15 protein-coding genes are annotated in these 16,942 nt (G+C 56.6%); 10 read left to right on the forward strand and 5 right to left on the reverse strand.

Translation table 11 applies throughout. From position 1 onward, the window contains the following. Positions 1-6 precede the first annotated feature (6 nt). From J3U88_RS27955 to J3U88_RS27965, 3 genes are all read left to right on the forward strand, one after another. Positions 7-378, forward strand: a complete 372-nt coding sequence (locus J3U88_RS27955; protein ID WP_207862310.1) for a DM13 domain-containing protein — start codon at positions 7-9, stop codon at positions 376-378. Between the two features lie 386 nt (positions 379-764). Next, positions 765-2,597, forward strand: coding sequence for a cytochrome-c peroxidase (locus J3U88_RS27960; protein WP_207862311.1), 1,833 nt, complete (start codon positions 765-767; stop codon positions 2,595-2,597). A gap of 368 nt (positions 2,598-2,965) precedes the next feature. Next, a complete protein-coding gene (locus J3U88_RS27965) occupies positions 2,966-3,823 on the forward strand; it encodes an alpha/beta hydrolase family protein (RefSeq protein WP_207862312.1) in 858 nt (285 codons plus the stop codon). Between the two features lie 160 nt (positions 3,824-3,983). Here J3U88_RS27965 and J3U88_RS27970 read toward each other — a convergent pair whose 3' ends face one another. Both J3U88_RS27970 and J3U88_RS27975 read right to left on the reverse strand, forming a co-directional pair. Further along, positions 3,984-4,310 (reverse strand): hypothetical protein, encoded by a 327-nt coding sequence (locus J3U88_RS27970; RefSeq protein ID WP_207862313.1) that lies wholly within the window; start codon positions 4,308-4,310, stop codon positions 3,984-3,986. An 83-nt stretch (positions 4,311-4,393) separates the two neighbouring features. Continuing rightward, positions 4,394-4,774, reverse strand: coding sequence for a hypothetical protein (locus J3U88_RS27975; RefSeq protein ID WP_207862314.1), 381 nt, complete (start codon positions 4,772-4,774; stop codon positions 4,394-4,396). A gap of 82 nt (positions 4,775-4,856) precedes the next feature. On the opposite strand from J3U88_RS27975, the gene J3U88_RS27980 reads away from it, so the two are divergent. The 6 genes from J3U88_RS27980 to J3U88_RS28005 all read left to right on the forward strand — a co-directional run bounded on the left by J3U88_RS27980 (position 4,857) and on the right by J3U88_RS28005 (position 13,329). Continuing rightward, positions 4,857-5,621, forward strand: a complete 765-nt coding sequence (locus J3U88_RS27980; RefSeq protein ID WP_207862315.1) for a ParA family protein — start codon at positions 4,857-4,859, stop codon at positions 5,619-5,621. Between the two features lie 190 nt (positions 5,622-5,811). Then, positions 5,812-7,107: a glycosyltransferase family 4 protein gene (locus tag J3U88_RS27985; protein ID WP_207862316.1), complete on the forward strand. Its 1,296-nt coding sequence runs from the start codon at positions 5,812-5,814 to the stop codon at positions 7,105-7,107. Between the two features lie 122 nt (positions 7,108-7,229). Next, positions 7,230-8,471: an aspartate aminotransferase type Ic gene (locus tag J3U88_RS27990; RefSeq protein ID WP_207862317.1), complete on the forward strand. Its 1,242-nt coding sequence runs from the start codon at positions 7,230-7,232 to the stop codon at positions 8,469-8,471. Positions 8,472-8,804: 333 nt separating this feature from the next. Continuing rightward, entirely contained in the window at positions 8,805-9,719 is a 915-nt protein-coding gene (locus tag J3U88_RS27995; protein WP_207862318.1) for an SPFH domain-containing protein, read from the forward strand. Between the two features lie 342 nt (positions 9,720-10,061). Further along, on the forward strand, positions 10,062-11,075 hold the full coding sequence (ahr, locus tag J3U88_RS35100) for an NADPH-dependent aldehyde reductase Ahr (RefSeq protein WP_207862319.1): 1,014 nt from the start codon (positions 10,062-10,064) through the stop codon (positions 11,073-11,075). 769 nt (positions 11,076-11,844) lie between these two features. After that, positions 11,845-13,329 (forward strand): alpha-amylase C-terminal beta-sheet domain-containing protein, encoded by a 1,485-nt coding sequence (locus J3U88_RS28005; protein ID WP_207862320.1) that lies wholly within the window; start codon positions 11,845-11,847, stop codon positions 13,327-13,329. Between the two features lie 65 nt (positions 13,330-13,394). On the opposite strand, the gene J3U88_RS28010 is transcribed toward J3U88_RS28005, so the two are convergent. Both J3U88_RS28010 and J3U88_RS28015 read right to left on the reverse strand, forming a co-directional pair. Next, positions 13,395-14,141: a biotin--[acetyl-CoA-carboxylase] ligase gene (locus J3U88_RS28010; protein ID WP_207862321.1), complete on the reverse strand. Its 747-nt coding sequence runs from the start codon at positions 14,139-14,141 to the stop codon at positions 13,395-13,397. Position 14,142: 1 nt separating this feature from the next. Beyond that, a complete protein-coding gene (locus tag J3U88_RS28015) occupies positions 14,143-14,403 on the reverse strand; it encodes a hypothetical protein (RefSeq protein ID WP_207862322.1) in 261 nt (86 codons plus the stop codon). Between the two features lie 378 nt (positions 14,404-14,781). On the opposite strand from J3U88_RS28015, the gene dnaB reads away from it, so the two are divergent. After that, positions 14,782-16,200: a replicative DNA helicase gene (dnaB, locus tag J3U88_RS28020; protein ID WP_207862323.1), complete on the forward strand. Its 1,419-nt coding sequence runs from the start codon at positions 14,782-14,784 to the stop codon at positions 16,198-16,200. Between the two features lie 274 nt (positions 16,201-16,474). Here the strand turns inward: dnaB and J3U88_RS28025 are convergent, their stop codons facing one another. Next, positions 16,475-16,894, reverse strand: coding sequence for a secondary thiamine-phosphate synthase enzyme YjbQ (locus tag J3U88_RS28025; RefSeq protein WP_207862324.1), 420 nt, complete (start codon positions 16,892-16,894; stop codon positions 16,475-16,477). Between the last annotated feature and the right edge of the window lie 48 nt (positions 16,895-16,942).

A 16,942-nucleotide genomic window follows, 5' to 3' on the forward strand; every position in this document is an offset into this window, starting at 1 on the left:
GTTCAGTTGGTACACGTTTTGATGATGAGCATGTTGCTTTTTGGTGACCCGGTTTCCGGGAGCCTGCAGACCAAAGAAAAAGCCGTAACCGGTACCTTTGAAATAAAAACCGTGGGGGATCGCCAGGTGGTCGCCTTCGGTGGTAACTTCAAAACCAAAAATGGTCCCGATTTAAAAGTGGTGCTGTCTCCTTTGCCTTTTAGCCGGGTTTCCGGCAAAACCGCCATGACCGGCGCCCTGGTACTCGGTAAGTTAAAAGCCACCAAAGGCAGTCAACAATACATGGTCCCCGCCGGCGTCGATCTAAGCAAATACCAAAGCGTGCTGATCCACTGCGAGAAGTACAGCGTGTTGTGGGGTGGGGCGCCCATCCGTTAACCCAAACGAATCAAAAAAATGTATCTAAAAAAGGAGTACCGGGAGTACTCCTTTTTTAGTTTTGGCGGGTGACCGGCGCGGATTGCTGCTCCGCGGCCAAGGTTACAAACTGTTACAAACAAGGGGTTAAGCGGGAAAGCGGTGGTTTTTGGACGGCGCCGAGACCCGCGCGGCTTGGGCAACTATTTAGTTTTGGGAACTTTGAGACGATCTTACAGGTAAAGTCTGAAAGACGACTTTTTGTGTGTTGCCTGTCACGCTGTGCTCGAAGGCGCCGGCTCTCCTTGGTGTCGCCATATTTTCACCACAATTCAACCGTAGTTTGTGTTGCAGATCACCGCCCCGGAAGCTTGCCCGGGTGCCTGTCACGTTGAGGAGACCGTCCCATGAATCATTTTTTCCGTTTCTCCATTTTTTTTGCTTGCATTACCGCGCCACTCTGGGCCCAACCCGGCGGTGGAGGCGGCGGCCCGCTTGAGCCGTTACCCGCGCCACCCGTTCCCGTTGAAAACCCCATCACCACCGCCAAGACCAATCTCGGCAAAATCCTGTTCTGGGATGAGCAATTGTCCTCAACCAATACGGTCGCTTGCGGCACCTGCCACCAACCTCGTTTCGGCGGTTCCGACCCCCGTTCGCAAAACAGCGTTGCGCTGGCCACGAATCCCGGCTTCGACGGTTTGTTCGGCACCGACGACGACGTCATCGCCTCACCCGGTGTGCCCGTTAACTTCGCCGACGGCACCTATGGGTGGTCGTCTTCCTTTGAAATGTTGGAGCAGGTGACCAGCCGTAAATCGCCACCCGCCACCGACGCCGCCTACAGTCCCGAGCTGTTTTGGGACGGCCGCGCCGGCACGACCCTGCTTGATCCCGATACCGGCAATGTGGTGATTGCCGACGGCGCCGCCTTGGAAAATCAAGCCTTGGGACCGCCGCTCAGCGACGCCGAAATGGCGCACACCACCCGCGATTGGGACGAGATCACCACCAAGCTGGCAAGCGCCCAACCCTTGGTGCTATCGCCCGGCATTCCGAGCGACCTCGCCGATTGGATCAATGGCCGCGGCTATCCCGAGTTGTTCTCCGAGGCGTTTGGTGATGACGGCATCACCGCGGTCCGTGTCGCCATGGCGATTGCCACCTACGAACGGACCACCTTTTCCGACCAAACGCCCCACGATCAGGACCTGCGTAACGAAATCAACCTGCCCCAGCAAGAACGCCAGGGCCGTCAGGTGTTTATCCAACGCGGTTGCGCGACCTGTCACGGCGGTGCTACCTTCTCCGACAACAACTACCACTACATTGGTGTGCGCCCCAACGACGAGGACAACGGCCGTTTTGATGTGACCGGCAACAACGGTGATCGCGGTCGCTTTCGCACCCCGGCCCTGCGCAACATCGCCCTGCGCGCACCTTACTTCCACGACGGCAGCGCGGCGACCTTGGCCGAGGTTGTCGAATTCTACGACCGCGGCGGTGACTTCGACGCGCCCAACAAAAACAACCGCATCGTACCGCTTAATATGAGCGACGACGAAAAAGAAGCGCTGGTGGCCTTTATGCAAAACAGCTTGACCGACGCCCGCGCCGCCAACGAAACCGCGCCTTTTGACCGTCCCACCCTGTTCATCGAATCCGACCGAAAACCCGTGATTCAAGACAGCGGCGTCGCCGGTAGCGGTGATTTCGTGCCCCGCATCCACGCCATCGAACCGCCTTTGGCCGGTAACCCCAGCTTCACCATCGGTCTGGACCAATCCTTGGGTGGCGCCGCCGCTGTGCTCGTCATCGACGACACGCCGCCCGCCTCCGGCAGCATTCCCGCCGACGCCGCGTTTCTGCGCCGGGAAGTTACCTTGCAGGGCAGTGGTTCCGGGATGGGTTTCGGTTCCGTCAGCACCGCGGTGCCCAATGACCGACTGACGGTCGGCAACACCTATTACGCGCGCTGGTACGTCACCGACGCCGGCGCGGCCAACAGTCTGGCCGAAAGCGAAATCGCGGCCTTCACCGTGTTTGGTGAAGCGGTCCACAACGGCTGCCCCGCCGATCTCAACATCGACCGCTCGATCAACGTGCTCGACATGGTTACCTTGATCAACGACATGGGTGCCTGTGAAGGCAGCTGTATCTCCGATCTGGACGGCAACGGCACGGTGGAAGAAGCCGATTTCAACATGTCCCTCGACGATTGGTTGACCTGCGATCTGTAATCTTTAACCTAAGAAACGCGATAACTCGCGGTGATTTTAGCTAAACCTCTGGGCTGCAACGGTCTGTGAAAATGCTCACCGCACCCAGTGGGTGCGCTTCCGCTTTTCCCAAACCATTTCGCTCCAGATCTTTAGCCAAAATCACCGCGAGTTATCGCGCTTCTTAGGTTTAACCCACCTATTAATCCTCGCAACGCGCGGTGTCGGAAGCTTCCGGCGCCGCGTTTTTTTGTGCGGGCCCAAGTGAAGCTGACTTGGGTGTCATTTTTTTTGCGTTTCACGGTAGGTTCGTGGAATGGCGTTCTGTTATACTGAGTCCGCATTCAATTTTTTACATAAGCCCTGAGCCGGCTTGTTGTGGAGGACCCATGTCGCTTTTTGAGCAGTGCGCCATTAAAACCGAGGACGACTTTCCCCTGGTCGCCCGTTTCTTTGAGCCGGAACAAGCCGCCGTGGGCACCATCGTCATCGCGCCCGCCATGGGGGTCGGGCAGAAGTTTTATCAAGACTTCGCCGAATGGCTTCAGGGCCAAAATTACCGCGTGGTGACCTTTGATTACCGCGGCATTGGTTTCTCGCGTTACGGTTCCCTGCGCGGCTTAAAGGCCGATATTTTTACCTGGGCCCAAAAAGATTGCGGCGCGGTTTTGGCCGAAATTAAGCGCCGCGGCTACGAGGACCCGCTGACGTGGATCGGCCACAGCCTCGGTGGTCAAATTCTCCCGCTGGTGCCCAACCACGAGATGGTGCGCAAAATGGTCACCGTGGCCACCGGCAGTGGCTACTGGCGTGAAAATTCGCCGAGTCTCAAGCGCATGGTTTGGTGGCTTTGGTACTTCTTGGTTCCGCTGTCTCTGCCCTTGTTCGGCTATTTCCCCGGCAAGCGTTTTCGCAAGGTCGGCGATTTGCCGAAAGGCGTGATGGCGCAGTGGCGCCGTTGGTGTATGAACCGCGAATATTCGGTGGGTGTTGAGGGCGACGCCGTTCGCGACCTGTATGCGTCCGTGCAGCAGCCGATCACCTCGCTTTCCTTTGAGGACGACCAATACATGTCGCTGCGCAATACCGAGTCAATTCACAGCTTTTACCGCGGTTCCGATTTATGCCTGAAACGCTTGAGCCCCAAGGATACCGACGGCCAAGCCATCGGTCATTTCGGGTTCTTTCGCGCCAAATTCAAAGAAAGCCTGTGGCGCGCGCACCTGTTACCTGAATTGCAGGTTTGACCCGTCCTTTTCCCATACAATCCTTGCCACCGGACAAATCACCCCGGGTGGAAACGGACGAAAACCGTTGTCACCCGGGCGTTTGTTCCCATCACACGGATCACACCGACGAAAAAGTCGGGGCGGTATGGCAAACCCAAAGGTGAAGCAGGGATGCGGGTTAGCCGGCCACCATTTTGACCAAACCGGAGAAGAAACCGGTTTTTTTGGCGGGTTCGGCCGTGATGTGCTTGCGGATTTCGCGAATGAGGAACTCGCGAGCACCGTTTTCGTTTTTGTTCAAATTGTACTTGGGGGCGCGCTCGCGCAAAAACTCTTCAACCGTGGCCAAGGTTTCCAGGCTGTTGGGCGAGGTGCCGATGCCTGCCAGGGCCTTGACGATCAATTTTTTGTTTTGTGGGGAATGCTCCAGTTTGACGATGGCGAGGGGCTTGTTGGCGATAAGATACTGTACTTCACGCAACGTCAGCGTTTTCTTTGAACTCATAGGGAACCAACCTCCGTGTGGCTTATGTGTTTGACATCCTTGTCAAAAAGACCTCTTGTCTTGCTAAAAACTATCGGGTCCGGTCATGAAAAAGTTGACACCGTGATGGTGAAAAAAGGTCGTCGAGGGGCAAGCCAAACCGCGAAATGCGCGGCCGGTGCCTGTTTACGGCGTTTCAAAAAAAACGAAAAATGCGACAAAGGGGCGGTCGAAAAAATGGGAACGACCCTTTGCGGCGAACCTCGATGTAAAATTTTCAGTTGTTTCTTGTTGTGTTGGTTTTCATGGAGGGCGCTATATATGGTAGTGTCATGTTCTGAAATGTCGATTTCAAAATCTACACTCAAGCGTCCTTGTCTTGGTTCACGGTGTTTTTGCCCGCCTCTTCCCGGGGCATCCACCCGATTCGCCCGGCCGGCATAGGTTTGACCCGCTTGACGAGATGCGGCATGAATTCGTAACATGCGGTAACACCGCGCGGGGTCTCGCGCGCTGAGATGCCAAGTAGGTTTGGCACGCGGACGGCTTCGGTGAGGAGACAGATACATGCGACGAGTGGTTTTTAATCAGAAAGGTGGCGTTGGCAAGTCCAGTATCACCGCGAATTTGGCCGCGATTTATGCCTACCACGGCAAACGCACGCTGGTGGTTGACCTGGATCAACAGTGCAACGCCAGCCATTACCTTTTGGGCAAGGAACGGGCGACCCGACCCGACAACGCGGCCGGTTTTTTTGAGCAGTTTTTGAGTTTTCGCCTGCTGTTGAAAAATCCCGAGGATTTTGTCGTTCAATCCGATTTCGAAAACCTGTCGGTGCTTCCCGCTTCGCCCGAGTTGGGTGACCTGCAAAGTCGCTTGGAACAGAAACACAAGATTTTTAAGTTTCGCGACGCCCTGCGCCGTCTCAATGAGCACTTCGACGTGATTTTGATCGATACCCCGCCCGCGCTTAACTTCTACACCCTGTCGGCGCTTATTGCCGCGGAGCGTTGCCTCATTCCCTTCGATTGCGATCAATTTAGCCGTGAAGCCATTTATACCTTACTCAACAGCGTGGAGGAAATTCGCGTCGATCACAACGAACGGCTTAAGGTGGAAGGCATTGTCGTGAATCAGTTCCAACCGCGCGCCAACCTTCCCAAGCGGATGATTGAGGAAATGGAGGCCGAAAAGCTGCCCGTCCTCAAAACCAAACTTTCGAGCTCGATCAAAATGCGCGAAAGCCACGAATCGGGGGTGCCCCTGATTCACATGGCGCCGAACCACAAGCTGACCCAGGAGTTTTTACAGCTTTACAAAGAGTTGGGTTGAGTTCCGCCGACGGCGCCTTCATCTTGGACGGACGCCGGTGCGCCCGCGCCCGCCCTTGAGGCGCTTTGACGGTTTTTCTCCCGGGGATCGGGAACAATGTGTTGGTAGCCGCGTACTTCCTTAAGTCGCAACGCGGTTTTTTGGGTAAACTCAGACATCAACGTCGTTGCAATGATCCAAGGGAGGAGCCATGAAGGTCGCCTATCTCGCCGCCGGTGCCGCCGGTATGTACTGCGGGAGTTGTATTCGCGATAACACGCTGGCCCGGGAATTGAAAAAACAAGGCGTTGATTTGGTGTTGGTGCCGACCTACACCCCGATGCGGACCGATGAAAAAAGCGAGGCAGAGGCGCGGGTTTTCTTTGGCGGTATCAATGTGTACCTTCAGGCCAAATCGTCCCTGTTCCGCCGCACCCCCTGGGCGCTGGACCGCCTTTTGGATCGACCGGGTTTATTGAATTGGGTGTCGCGTTTTAGTTCCTCTACGAGTGCCAAGGATTTGGGCGACCTGACCGTGTCCATGTTGGAAGGCGAGCAAGGACCCCTGTACAAAGAACTGCAAAAATTGGTGGTTTGGCTACGCGATGATTTCAAGCCGGACTTGGTTCACCTGACCAACTCCATGTTGGCCGGCATCGGCGTCGGCATCCGTAAAGCGCTGGATGTGCCCGTGATCTGCTCGCTCCAAGGCGAGGAAATTTTTCTCGACGCCCTGATTGAACCCTACCGCGCCCGCGCCATGAAAGCGTTGCGGGCCCAGGTGGCCCAGCTCGATAGGTTGGTGGCCACCTGTGACGCCTACCGCGACGAAATGAGCGCGTACCTGCAGGTGGCGCCTGCCCAAATTGCCGTGGCCCGGTTGGGGATTGGTTTGGACGATTTTGCGCCCCGTTCCTGGGACGGCTTCGACGCCTCGAAAAGCCGGACCCTCGGTTTTTTTGCGCGGCAGTGCCCGGAAAAGGGGTTGGATCAGTTGCTCCACGCCTTTCAAATCTTGGCGCCGCAATTTCCCAACCTGCGCCTGCGCGTGGCCGGTTATCTCGGCGAGGGTGACCGCGCCTACGTGGAAGAACTCAAAAAGGAAAGTGCCGACCTCGCGCACCGCATCGAATGGTTGGAGGAATTGGACCGCGCCGAAAAAATTGCCTTCCTGCAATCACTCGATGTGTTTTCCGTGCCCGCGCCTTACCGCGATCCCAAGGGGCTCACCATTCTCGAGGCCATGGCCTGCGGTGTTCCGGTCGTGCAGCCCAACCACGGCGCCTACGTGGAAATCATTGAACACACCAACGGCGGCCGCTTGTTTCCCCCCAACAAAGTCGATGCCTTGGCCGCGGTGATCGCTTCCTACCTGCGCGATCCCAAGGTCATGCGGCGCGATGGTTTGGCCGGGGCCGAGGCCGTCGTCAACCACTACAGCGACCGCGCCATGGCCGACCAAACCCACCAGATCTACCGCCGCATTTTGGGGGCGCGCCGGGACTGACGCAAACAAACCCCGGCACCGGCGAAGTTGGGGCTTGTCCGGCCCGCTGAGTGTGTTATTTTGTCGCGATATGTTCGATTCTCCACGGTGGAACGCCCCCGTTATGGATACAGGAAGGTACGATGACAACCAACAACATAAGCGACCTCCAAGCCCGGTTTGATGCACTTAAGGCCCAAAACCTCAACCTCGATATGACCCGCGGCAAGCCCGCGCCCGAGCAATTGGATCTGGCCAACGCCATGCTGACCATCGTGGATGCCGACAGCGCCCGTTCCGAGGCCGGTACCGATTGCCGTAACTACGGGGTTGTCGACGGCCTGCCCGCCGCCAAGGCGTTTTTCGGCGAATTCCTCGAGGCCCCGGCCGAGCAGGTTTTTATCGGCGGTAATGCCAGCTTGACCCTGATGCACAACACCGTCATGCGCGCCATGTTGTTTGGCGTGCCGGGAAGCCCCCGTCCCTGGTGTAAAGAACCCGTGGTGCGCTGGCTGTGCCCCGTTCCCGGCTATGATCGCCATTTCAACATCTGCCGCGAGATGGGTATGGAAATGATCAGCGTACCCATGAACGACGAGGGGCCCGACATGGATCGCGTCGCGGCCCTGGCTGCCTCCGATGAAACCATCAAAGGGATTTGGTGTGTGCCCAAGTACAGCAACCCGACCGGTATCACTTACAGCGACGCCGTCGTCGACCGTTTGGCGTCGATGAAAACCGCGGCACCGGACTTCCGCATTTTGTGGGACAACGCCTACGCGCACCACCCGCTTTACGCTGAAAACGACAGCGTCAAAAACATCCTCACCGCCTGTGACGCCGCCGGCAACCCGGATCGGGTTTACCATTTCGGTTCCACCTCCAAAATAACCTTCGCCGGTTCCGGGGTGAGCGCGGTGGCGACCAGTCCCGCCAACCATGCCGATTTGATCAAACACGTCAAAATGGAAACCATCGGCCACGACAAATTGAACCAACTGCGCCACCTTCGCTTCCTCAAGGACATGGACGGCCTAAAGCAGCACATGCAGAAACACGCCGACATCATGCGCCCCAAGTTTGAAAAGGTGGTTGCCATTCTCGAGCGCGATCTCGCCGACACGCCGGGTGTACGATGGACCACCCCGCGCGGTGGGTACTTCATCACCCTGGAAACCGCGCCGGGAACCGCAAAACGCGTGGTGGAACTGGCCGCATCACTGGGCGTGAAACTGACGCCCGCCGGGGCAACGCACCCCAACGGCCACGATCCCGAGGACCGAACCATCCGCATCGCACCGTCGCTGCCCTCGCTGCCCGCGATTGAACAGGCCACCACCGTGATGGCCCTGTGTGTGAAGTTGGCCACCGCCGAAAAGGGTTAACCCGGTTCCCAAACCCAATTGAAACAGCAAAAAAACCAGATCAAGCCCTGTGCCTGATCTGGTTTTTTCTTTTTTGGGTTGCCCCTTTTTGGGTATCGCTTGCGCATGCTTTACCAAGATTTACCGGTCGATAGCGGAACTTAGCTTCTTTGCCTCACACTTACCGAGTTAGGGGGAAAGTCCTTTAGATCCTCGTGTTTCGGCCACTAAAAAGTGCGATACTGCTGAGGAGATCCCCTTTTCATCAACAGGGTTTTGCAATCCGGGTCGGGCAAACGGCCGGGTTTCAAACCGTTCCGACCGGCATTTCGGTGTTACCCCAAGGAGAAAAAAATGAAACAGCGAGTCTGGCTGCTGTCCTGCGCCTTTTTTGTGATGCTCACCGCGATTGGATGTGGCCACCCCGTCCAGGTTCCGCCCGCCCACGTGGGCAAACTCAAAACGCCGGGCGGCCTACAGGACGACCTGATCCGTCCATCCAAGTTTCGGCTCAATTTTTTATGCGTGACCTGTGACGACTTGGTTATTGCCGAGTCCTCCGATTACGGCGCACGCGAGGGTATGAAAATTTTCATGCCTTCCGACAAGCTGAATTTGGACGTGGAAGTACGCGGTACCTTTTCCATTTCCGACGATCCCGAGAACATGAAGAAAATTTTTGACCGTGTTCCCGCGGAGGCGACCGACGATCACCGCGTCACCATGATTTCGCTGGCCAAGGTGTACCAGATCTACGCGCAGCCGATTTTGCGCGAAACCGTGCGGTCGATTATGACGCGTTACACCATCGAAGAGATTATGAGCAACCGCGAAAAAATTTCAGAAGAGCTGACCGCCGCGGTGAAGGGCAAACTCGACAACACCCCGATCACCGTGATTTATTTCGGCCTCGCCGACATCCAGCCGCCCAAGGTGATTGTTGCCGCGCAGGAAGCCGCCAAGGAGCGCGAGATCGCCATCCAAAAAGCGGAGGCCGATAAGTTGGTCAAACTCAAGGAGGCCGAGGCCGCCTTGGAAGTTGCCGTCAAGCAGCAGCAGGTTGATTTGAAAGAGGCGGAAACCCAGGTGTTGGTTAACAAAAAATTGGCCGAGGGTGTGACGCAAGCATTTGTTGCGCAGCGTTCGCTCAAGGTGCTCGACCGCATGGCCGCCAACCCGAACACCGTCTTTTTTATGCCGATGGAAGCGATGAGCAATCCCGCCATGATTTTGGGCCCGGTTCAGAAAGGGCTCAAGGATCGCAAGTAACGCTTGGGCCTTGTGCAGGTTGGCGCCAAAGGGTGCCAACCTGATAGCGGTTTCTCAAGACGGGCGGTCTAGGTTCTTTCGGCGCTGTGCCGCGGCTCGGATGTGACGGACCGTCTTTTTGAGTCCAGGGTTGCTGTCATGGTTTAAGCTGTGTTCTTGTTGGGTTTTGCGCGGTATGTGTGGTTTTTTGGTCGGCTCCGGCGCTATAATAGCGGCGGATTTCACCAAGGCGATAGTCGGCGTATTCCCGGATCACCCCAAAGGTGTTGTCTTTAAAATTTAGACCGGGTGGTCTGTGGTTTTCGAGGTCGCTTTGGATCAATTTGCATTCAGAGGTATGATGTGACGACCATTAACGCGTATGCCGTCAAAGAACAAGGCGGCAAGCTCGAGCCCTTCCAATACGAACTCGGACCGCTTGCCGGGGATCAAGTCGACATCAAGGTGACGTCTTGCGGGATTTGCCATTCCGATCTTTCCATGATGGAAAACGATTGGGGTATGACCGCTTACCCCTTTGTGCCCGGCCACGAAATCGTGGGCACCATTGAGGCTGTCGGGGGCCAGGTCAAAAACCTGGTGGTCGGTCAGACCGTGGGGTTGGGTTGGTTCAGCGGGAGCTGTATGCACTGCCGCACCTGTATGTCGGGTAACCACAACCTGTGCCCCCAAACCGAGGCGACCATTGTCGGGCGGCACGGTGGTTTTGCCGACCGGGTGCGTTGCAAAGAAGAGTGGGCCCTGCCCCTGCCGGACGGCGTGGATTCAGCCGCTGCCGGGCCGCTGTTTTGCGGCGGCATTACCGTGTTCAGCCCCATCGTGGAATTTGATGTGAAACCCACGGACCGGGTTGCCGTCATCGGCATCGGCGGCTTGGGTCACCTCGCGCTGCAGTTTTTAAACAAATGGGGCTGTGAGGTAACCGCGTTCAGTTCGAATCCCGATAAAACCGAGCAGCTTAAAGCCTTGGGCGCGCACAAGGTGGTTAACTCCCGCGATCCCGAGCAGTTGGCGGCCTTGGCCGGCACCTTTGACTTCGTCATGAATACCACCAACGTCAATCTTGAGTGGGGGGCCTACATCGAAGCTTTGGCGCCCAAGGGTCGTCTCCACACCGTCGGTGCCGTACCCGATCCGATTGAGGTTCCCGCCTTTTCGCTGATTGGCAAGCAGCGCTCCGTTTCCGGTTCGCCCTTGGGCAGCCCGGCCACACTCGCCAAAATGCTGGATTTCTGTGCCCGGCACGACATCAAAGCCATGGTGGAACATTTCCCCATGAGTCAGGCCAATGAGGCCATGGACCACCTAAAGGCCGGTAAAGCGCGCTACCGGATTGTGTTGAACAACGAGGCCTAGCCCGCATTACTCACAAGGAATTCTGCTACGGGGCAAGCCATGTGATTACGAGGGGGCGGCCTTCCGCATTACTCGGTCGAGCCGCCTTCGCCGTAGCTCTGCTACGCCGAATGGTCGGACCCCTGCGCCGTCTCTCGGTCGTAACCTTCGTCCTCACAAGGCTTTCTGCTTCTCGCGACGAATCCTTGTGAGAAATGCGGGCTAGCCGCGCCTCACTCCTGGAGATTTACCAGAACCAAGCGCCGGCACCGGGATACCTTTCCCCGGTGCCGGTTTTTGCGTTGGGGGTGTGGTTGTCGTTGCCAAAAAATGTGCTTCTCGGAACTTTGGTTGACCTTGCTCACCTTCGCATGAGTCGATTGAAAAAACGCGGAAATTTTATTGACTTGCTCAAGGCGTTCTGTTCGAATATTCGTTGATCTTGCCTCTTTCGACCGTTGCCTTTTGTTGCCGCTATTTCGGCCGAGCAACTGGTTTTCAATTCATGCATTTTGTTCAAAAAACGCAACCCGACTTGAATTGCTCTCCAAGCATCGGGATTGTGCTTTCTCGGGTTTGGAACCGGATTTGATCCCAAACTCGTTTGCCAAGCTAAGTGCCATCGCTATTGATTTCGTCAGGATCATCTTTCCACCGCACCACGCGGTGACTGCCTGAACGGTGGTTTGGCCGGGGTTCACATATAGAGCATTGCTGCCGCGGGGTTTTCCCCTGCTCCATTTGGTTGGTCCCCTCCTCGCCCGTTGCAGGCCCACTTGAGGAGAGAAAAATGATCAAAAATCTGAAATCGCTTCTATTGTCCTTCCTCCTTTCTGTTTCTGCTTTTGCCGGCTCACCCGACGTCATGCTTCAGGGTTTCCACTGGACCTCACAGGCTACCAATTGGTGGCAAACCCTGGAGGGTCTGTCCGGGCAAATTGAAGCAGACGGCTACACCATGATTTGGCTGCCACCTTCTTCCGATGCCGCTTCCAAAGAAGGCTACCTGCCCCGTGAATTAAACAACTACAACTCGTTTTACGGTTCCCAGGCCCAACTGCAAAGCTTGTTAAACGCCCTGAACGGCCGCGGCGTCGCACCCATTGCCGACATCGTGGTCAACCATCGCGTCGGTTGTACCGGCTGGGCTGATTTCTGTAATCCGGCCTGGCCGAGCTGGTACATTGCCCAAAACGATGAGTGGAACGGCGGCAAAAGCGGCAACTCGGACACCGGTGAAGCCTATTGCTGCGCCCGCGATCTCGACCACAACCTGCCCCAGCTTCAAAACGACATTGTCGCTTGGTTAAACCAATTAAAAGGCATGGGTTACAAAGGTTGGCGTTATGATTTGGTCAAAGGATTCGCCCCTTGGGCCGTCAAGCTTTACAACGACCGCACCAATCCCGAGATCTCCATCGGCGAGTTTTTCGACGGCGACACCAATGCCGTACACAACTGGGTTAACGCCGCGCAAAACAGCACTGCTTTCGATTTCCCATTGCGTTTTCAACTGATCGACGCCTTTAACAACAACAACTACGGTTCTTTGCGTTTTGCCGGCTTGATTAGCCGTGACTCGAGCAAATCCGTGACCTTCATCGAGAACCACGACACCGAGGAACAGCGCGGTGGTGCGTATGTTCAGCCCTTCCCGCGTTTCCACCTCGAAGCCGGTTACGCCTTTATCCTGACCCACCCCGGCATTCCCTGTGTTTTCTGGACGCACCAGTATCCGTTTGGTGGTTTTCCCGACCTCAGCGATAAAATCCGTGAGTTGATCCAGATCCGCAAGAATCAAGGAATTACCTCTACCAGCAGCGTCAATGTTGTCGCCGCCGACGGCAGTAAATACGCCGCTTACATCGACAACAAAGTGGCCGTCAAAGTTGGCTGGGGTGATTGGTCGCCCGGTGCCGGCTGGGATTTGGCTTCCTCTGGTCAGAACTACGCCGTTTGGGTTCAAGGCGGCGGTGACGGTGGCGACGGTGGCGACGGCGGCGATGGAACCGGTACCACTACCACCATTCGCGTGCATTACGATGTCGGTTTCGGCAACAATATCGCCATTCGCGGCGATTCCGCGCCCCTGAGCTGGGGCAGCGGTGTGGATGCGAATTGGTCGTCAGGTAACGTTTGGGTTTGGAGCACCGATGCCTTTGCCAACGGCGAAACCTTCGCGTTCAAAGCCCTGATTAACGACAGTCGCTGGCAGTCCGGCGGCAACGTGGTCGGCCAAGGCGGCCAAACCATTAACGTCTACCCGAACTTCTAAATCAAAAAAAGGAAAGCACGGTCCCAGGCGGCCGTGCTTTTTGCATCCCTATTCATTAAAGAGACTTAGAGCGGGGTCAGCGCGAAGTCGTCGCAGTTCTGGGCGATTTGATGGAGCTGATGGTAATCGTCGCGGACTTTGAGATTGCCCTCAAGATTGAGGCCCTCATAGGTGCCCGAGAGGGTGCGCCCGTTGGCCGTGAGCGTGACACGGGTGCCGAGCGGAAATCCGCAGCGCTGCTGCCAGGCCGCGGTGAGCAATGCCGGCTGGGCTAACTTTTCGAATTGGAGCGGCAGCGTGAAAAAAAGTTGCCGCACAAGCTGTTCCGCTTGGGGCGGATCCGGCAGTTCATCCAGGGCCGCGTAGCCCTTGGGGAGGTTCTCCATACCCGCGTGGCGCTTGAGGTTCACGCCGATGCCGATCACCACCGCCACCTGTTTGCCGACCCAGCGCGATTCACACAAGATGCCCGCCAACTTGCGGCCGTCCAGCAGCAAATCGTTGGGCCATTTGAGGGTCCAGCTTGCACCGGGGGCCAGATCGCACAACACCTCATGGAGCGCGACCGCCGCGAAAATGGGATAACAAAATTGATCGGGCCGTGCCGGCGCGGGCGAACAACCCATCGAAAGCGCCAAGCCATGGCCTGGTGGCGACAGCCAGGAGCGGCCGCGACTGCCGCGCCCGCCTGTTTGGTGGGTCGTCCACAGCAGGCAGGCCGGTTGGTGTTGCAGCATGGTGAAGGCGTCGTCGTTGGTGGACGTCGCTTGGTCCAGGTGGATCAGTTGTTGGGGTGACCAGTCGAAAAACATCTTATCTCTTTCGGACGATTTCGTCGATGTCCTCGAGCAGCTCTTCCAAATCGGCGCCGGTCATGTCAGAGAATTCCTCAATGCTGAAATCCATATCGTCATAGACGAAATCGGCGCGCGAGCTATAGCCGTACAGCAGATCTTCGAGATCGCGGTGCGCGCGCATCAGCTTGCCAAGGTTGTCTTTACCGGAGACGCGCCGTTTCTTTTTGCTGCCGTCGCCTTTGGTACTGCCGCCGTAAATTTTCGGTTTTCTTGCCATGGTTGCCTCCCTCGGGATGTCGCCGGCTGAGCCGCGAAAACCACCACCTGCACCCTGATTTTCAGGGACTTAGGGCGTTGAACAAGGTGTTGGGTGGTGTGATTACCCTGTCATCATACCGCTAACCGCAAGGTGCGGCAAGGTTTGCTCACGTGATGGAAAAGCCGTTTTAAATGAATTGGTTGGCGCGTTGAAAACCGACTGTTGCGGCCCGCGCGCTTCTTCTCGGTGTGGTGCACCGCCGCTACTTGAAGTCGGGCGGGGGAGAGGGTAGGATAAGGCTCCACGCGCGGCTTTCCCTCGATGTTGCCGAGCTTCCACTTTTGGGAGCAGATCGGCCGGGTTCCGTTGTGGATGACGGGATGGTGGCGAAGGCAGATGGAACAGAAAAAAGAGTGGAAAAAGAAACGCGACAAAGACAAACCGGCGATTGAACTCAAGGGCATGCCGCACCACGATGAAGCCGAGCGGGTTTTATTGGGTGCCATGCTGCTGGAAGCAGACAACATCGCGCCCGTGCTCGACGTGGTTACGCCCGAAGATTTTTACCGTCGCCACCACTTCTTGGTGTTCCAGGCTTTGGTTTTGCTGTTCGAGCGCGACGACGAGATCGACCCCGTTTTGGTGGCCGACGAACTGATTAAACGCGACGAACTGGAAGACGCCGGCGGTTACGAATACCTGGATGAACTGACCCACGGGATTCCGCGCACCACCAACATCGAGCACTACGCCAACATCGTCAAAGAAAAAGCGATGCTGCGCAAGCTGGCCCACTTCGGCCAGAAACTGACCGAAATCTCGGTGTCGGGCGAGATGGACGCCATGGCCGCCATCGGCGTCGCCGAGAACTCACTGCAAGAGTTCCGCGAGGGCAAGGTCGACCACGGCTTCCGCGATTTCGGGGCGCTGATCAACGAAACCTACGAAACCATGCGCGAACGGGCCGCCCAAGACGGCGAGCTGGTTGGTTTGCGCACCGGTTTCATGGATTGGGACCGCATGACCGCGGGTTTGCAGAAGGGCGACTTAATCATTGTGGCCGCCCGTCCGGCGATGGGTAAAACCTCGTTCGTATTGAACGTGGCACTGAACTCGGCCGTAAAAGACGGCAAAAACATCGCGCTTTTTTCACTGGAGATGCCGGGCGCCCAGTTGGTGATGCGTTTAATCGGTAGTGAAGCACGGGTGAGTATTTCCTCGTTGCGGACCGGTAAATTGATGGAAGAAGAGTGGAACCGCGTCGCCTTGGCTGTTGCCGAACTGAGCAACGCCAACATTTTCATTGAGGACTCGGGTGAATCAACCGTTGCCCAGATGCGCGCCCAGCTCAAACGGCTCAACCAAGAGCACGGCGTGGATTTGGTGGTGATTGATTACCTGCAGTTGATGTCGGGTTCGACACTGCAACAACAGCAAAGCCGTGTTCAAGAGGTTTCGGCGATTTCGCGGGGTTTGAAAATCATGGCCAAGGAAATCGACGCGCCGGTGATCGCGCTGTCCCAGCTTTCCCGCGCGGCCGAGCAGCGTTCGGATCACCGTCCCCAGCTTTCCGACTTGCGTGAATCGGGTTCGATTGAGCAGGATGCCGACATGGTATGTTTCCTGTTCCGTGAGGATTACTACAAGGAAAAAGAGCAGACCCAAGACGACAAGGACCCGGACGAGCAGGAGTTCGGCATCGCGGAACTGATCATCGCCAAGCACCGTAACGGCGCCACGGGTTCGGTCAACCTGGCCTTCTTCAAAAAATACACCCGCTTCGAAAACTACAGCGAAGACATGGAATTTGTTTAAAGGTTTGAATGGCTTGCGTATGAAGTTAATGAAGGTTGCTCATGTGTTGGGTTCGCACCGATTCAAATCGTCAATCAGCACGACCCATTTGCCCGGGCCCTTTTTGAGAATGACCAAGTGGTTCGTTGCTTATTGCTGCAGTTGGCGGATCTCTTGGGTGAGGCATTGGTAGCTGACGTGATGATTCCGGCGATCATGGTACAGGAAAACCTCGGTTCGCACTAAAGTGTCTCGAGAAATGAATAAGTGAATGAATGATTTGGGGATGTTGAGCTTACTCGCCGTTGAGCGTAATCACGCAGGTTCGGCTGCTGCCGTAGTCGCGGTGTTCGTTTAAGTAGATGCCTTGCCAGGTGCCGAGGTTGAGTTTGCCCGCCGAGATCGGGATCGACAGCGCGTTGCCGAGCAGGCTGGATTTGAGGTGGGCGGGCATGTCGTCCGGGCCTTCGTAGGTATGCTCGTAGTAGGGTGCGTTTTCCGGCGCTAACTTATTAAAATGGCGCTCCATGTCGCGGCGCACGCTGGGGTCCGCGTTTTCGTTAATTGTCAGTGAGGCCGAGGTGTGTTTGATAAAGATATGGGCCAGGCCGATGCGGAACTTGGCCAACTCCGGGACCGCCGCCGTGATCTCGTTCGTGACCAAATGGAAACCCCGTGGTTTGGCGCCTAGGGTGATCTCTTTTTGGAACCACATGGTTCGGCCTCCTCGACTCGCATGTTGGGCCCACTCTAACAAATAGAA

The sequence above is a fragment of the Acanthopleuribacter pedis genome (assembly GCF_017377855.1).
GTDB lineage: Bacteria > Acidobacteriota > Holophagae > Acanthopleuribacterales > Acanthopleuribacteraceae > Acanthopleuribacter > Acanthopleuribacter pedis.